This window comes from Parasphingorhabdus sp., from assembly GCF_036964675.1.
Lineage (GTDB): Bacteria > Pseudomonadota > Alphaproteobacteria > Sphingomonadales > Sphingomonadaceae > Parasphingorhabdus.
Genome location: NZ_JBALTF010000118.1, coordinates 1 through 3,648, shown reverse-complemented (window position 1 = coordinate 3,648; position 3,648 = coordinate 1). Strand labels below are relative to the sequence as shown.

Genomic DNA, 3,648 nt, shown 5'->3' with positions numbered 1-3,648 from the left:
AGCAAAACCACGCCGTCATTTTCATCGACACGCCCGATTCCCCAGAAAATCCCCAGCGACATTGCATAGTCTTCAATCGGCACTTGATGCAGGCTCTCTACAGTGGCCACAACCACCTGATGCCGAGTTGATGTTTCCAACTGCTCAAGTTTCCGGACAATCTCGAGTTCAGCGCCAACCGACAGAATGTCCGCATGATCCGACACCCATCCCTGATTTTCGACGAGTTGTGAGCTATTTATTGGGGGCTTTTGAGGTTCCCAATGGCTACAGTCTTTTCTTACTATTTCCGGTTGTGTCGGGGGTGAGCAAGCGCCCACCCCGCAAAGGCTCAGGCAAAGAAAGGCATATCGGCCCTTAATCCTTGACCTCATAGCCAAAAGCATCATGCGCCAGTGTCACCAGCTTCGGATCAGCATCCGGCAGGTCCTTGGGCAACGCCGCCTCCAGCGTTTCCGCGACATGGGTCATCGCGGCGATGCGCGCGGATTTCTTGTCGTTGCCGGCTATCACTTTCCACGGTGCCCAGCGGGTGTCGGTATATTCGAACATGTCATGCATCGCCTCGAGATAGGCATCGCGCTTTTCGCGGTTGCGGAAATCCTCGGCGGTAATCTTCCAGCGCTTGTGCGGCGTATCGAGCCGCTTGGTCAAACGCGCGTCCTGTTCTTCCTGCGTCGTATGGAAGAACAGCTTCACCAAATTGGTGCCGCCGTCGATCTGCTGCGCTTCAAATTCGTTGATCTCGTCATAGCCGCGCTTCCAGTCGGCAGGCTCGCAATATCCCTCAACCCGCTCGACCAGCACCCGGCCATACCAGCTGCGGTCGAACACACCGATTTCGCGGCTGCCCGGCAATTTCTGCCAGAAGCGCCAGAGGAAATGGCGGTCTTTCTCTTCCTTGGTCGGCGCACCGATCGGCCAGACATCATAATAGCGCGGGTCCCATTCACCAGTCATCCGGCGGATTGCTCCACCTTTGCCTGCCGCATCCCAGCCCTCGAACACCAATATCGACCGGCTGCCATGGATGATATGCTTGAAATGGATATGCGCAAGCCGTTCTTGCAGACTGACGAGCTCCGCATCATAGTCGCCTTCGAATTTCTTGCCGGTTTCGTAGTCGGACAGGTTTATCGTCATTTTCACTCCGTTTGCGCTGGCCCTGTTGACCCGGAGGCCGAACAACCCACAACAGCATCTATCATCGATGAACAGGCTTTGACCAGTTCAGCCCGACCCGGTCAATCTATACCAGATGCGCGCGAACCACCAATCGGTTAACCCTGATTGTTATCTTTGATTTCCCGTCCGTTCGGATTGACGCAATTCCCATTCATTCAGCGCGCGCCGATGATCGCTTGCCCGCTGCGAAGATTCGGTCACTTCATATTTTCCCGGGGAAAAGCGATCCGCCTCTTCGTAAAAAGCCAGCGCAGTTTCCAGATCGCCGCGCTGTTCCGCGCAAAGGCCGAGATTATAGGATAGCGAGATATGAACCAGCCCGTTCCGGTCCGCTTCTTCCCACATCCGGCAAGCCTCTGCCTGATTGGTCTTGGTCATTTTGATCGCGGCCTTGAAGAATTCCCCTTCCGCTTTCGTCATGCCCTTGCGGCTTTCCAATATCCTGATGTCCTGACGATATTGCCTGGGGGCAAGGTCATTGCGAACGGCGCTGGCGGTCTGAGAGACCATGGTCCGGATCACCGACTCGCTGCCTGCAAAACCCTCGTCATCGCCGAAACATATCGTCTGTTCCGCTCGATCCGGAAAGCTTTCCGTGTAAATGCTGCGCCCATCCCGATATCGCGTCGCCCGCACCTGCGCCCGGAAATCGATTGTCCGGGTCAGGCAATCGACCTTGATATATTCATGGGTGACACATTCATCCTCGTCATTGCGCTCAACACAGCGCCGCCGTTTTGCAACCGTGTCATATTGCTCGACGCTGGCGGTAACATTGCCGGAGAGACTGGCGTCGGATTGCACCCCGGATCGCCCGCCAATCACATCAAAATAGGGTTGGCCAAAGATCGTGACGGCAGCAAGACTATCTTCCAGTTCAAACGCCAGCGCTCGGCCGTCACGGCCGCCAAAACGCTCTATCGCAACGGACTGAATCTGCGGAAATTCAGCGGCATTGGCTGGCGTCATCCCGTCGATCGTCAGCACTTCGGCCTGCGCGGCTGACGCCAGACCCGCGATGGCCATCAAGGCCGTGATCGTCGTGGTCAATATTTTGTTCATGTCCATCCCCCGGATTCGATCGTTCATAAATATCGCCATAAACATGAATGAACTATGAGCCGCTGATGATCAGTTCCGCAATCCGTTTGGGATTCTGCATCGGCATGAAATGGGTCAGGTCCGGCAGATAGACGTCTGTTCCGTTGGCGAAGCAATCGACCAGCCCCGATGGTGTCGGTGAGGATGCGAAATCGAAAGCGCCCTCCTGCGCCAGCTGTGGTGCGCGCAGAATCGTGACCGGCTGCTCGATCGCTTCGATCAGCGGATAGGGGTCAACGGATGCGCTGGTTGCATAGACCGAGCCCTCGGTTTGCGGCGGGCAGGCCAGTTCAAAGCCGCCTTCTCCGTCGGGCAAGAGCCCATATTCGCAATAATCCTGCAGCACTGCCGGATCCCAGAGCTTGTAGGGATGACGATCCTTGAACCGATCGAACATCTCGTCCGGTCCGGTCCATGAATTGCGCCGCCGGGAGACCATCTGGTCTGACGCGCTATAGTCAGGCGGATTGAGATAGGTTTCGCGGCTCACAATCACCGGATCGACCAGCACCAGCTTCTTGATTTGATCGGGCAGCTGCGCGGCAATCTGGACCAGGCAATGGCCGCCCATGCTGTGACCGACAGCGACATCAAATGTGACGCCAAGTGATTTTACCAATTCTACCGTCGCCCCGGCAATCATGGTCCAGTCCTTGATCTCCGGTCTGGCGCTGCGACCATGGCCGAGCTGATCAACCGCCACGACATGCGTGCCGTCTGGAAAGGCGTCGACGACCTTGTCCCAGCAGCGGGCATGAAAACCGGTCGCGTGGAGCAGCAGAACCGACAGACCGTCGCCGGCCCTGCCCCACTCGAAATAGCAGACGTCGCCGTGGGACGAGAGGAAATGATGTTCTTGGGGATTGGTCATATGTCTGTTCCGTTAGCCCTGAGCCTGTCGAAGGGCGACTATCGATAAGCGTGGTTCGACGGGCTCACCACTAACGGATTGGAGCTCACCCTTCCTTCGGCGGTTCAACCACGCGAATATGCAATTCCCGCAGCTGCTTTGCCGCAACCGGGCTGGGCGCGTTCATCATCAGGTCTTCGGCCTTCTGGTTCATCGGGAACAATACGACTTCGCGGATATTCGGTTCATTCGCCAGCATCATCACGATCCGGTCGACGCCCGGCGCCGAACCACCATGCGGCGGTGCGCCATATTTGAGCGCATTGATCATACCGGAAAATTCGGTGTCGACCTGATCCTTGGTGTAGCCGGCAATCTCGAACGCCTTGTACATGATGTCGGGCCGATGGTTCCGGATCGCGCCAGACGACAGTTCGATACCGTTGCAGACAATATCATATTGCCACGCAAGAATGTCGAGCGGGTCCTGGTTTTCCAGCGCATCCAGCTCG

5 protein-coding genes are annotated in these 3,648 nt (G+C 56.7%); all 5 read right to left on the bottom strand.

Annotated elements, in window-relative coordinates; all coding sequences use genetic code 11:
- The coding region (locus V7665_RS13275) for a TPM domain-containing protein (protein ID WP_335665011.1) at positions 1-206 on the bottom strand (206 nt) is incomplete at its 3' end.
- A 151-nt stretch (positions 207-357) separates the two neighbouring features.
- A complete protein-coding gene (locus V7665_RS13270; protein WP_335665010.1) occupies positions 358-1,143 on the bottom strand; it encodes a polyphosphate kinase 2 family protein in 786 nt (261 codons plus the stop codon).
- A gap of 150 nt (positions 1,144-1,293) precedes the next feature.
- Complete coding sequence (locus tag V7665_RS13265) at positions 1,294-2,274, bottom strand: tetratricopeptide repeat protein (RefSeq protein ID WP_335665009.1); 981 nt, start codon at positions 2,272-2,274, stop codon at positions 1,294-1,296.
- A gap of 25 nt (positions 2,275-2,299) precedes the next feature.
- Entirely contained in the window at positions 2,300-3,157 is an 858-nt protein-coding gene (locus V7665_RS13260) for an alpha/beta fold hydrolase (protein WP_335665008.1), read from the bottom strand.
- Between the two features lie 85 nt (positions 3,158-3,242).
- On the bottom strand, positions 3,243-3,648 hold a 406-nt coding region (locus tag V7665_RS13255), incomplete at its 5' end, for an amino acid--tRNA ligase-related protein (RefSeq protein ID WP_335665007.1).

Excerpts from the sequence above, each read along its gene's own strand:
- V7665_RS13270 (WP_335665010.1), bottom strand. The coding sequence starts at position 1,143 with ATGACGATAAACCTGTCCGACTACGAAACCGGCAAGAAATTCGAAGGC.
- V7665_RS13265 (WP_335665009.1), bottom strand. The coding sequence starts at position 2,274 with ATGAACGATCGAATCCGGGGGATGGACATGAACAAAATATTGACCACG.
- V7665_RS13260 (WP_335665008.1), bottom strand. The coding sequence starts at position 3,157 with ATGACCAATCCCCAAGAACATCATTTCCTCTCGTCCCACGGCGACGTC.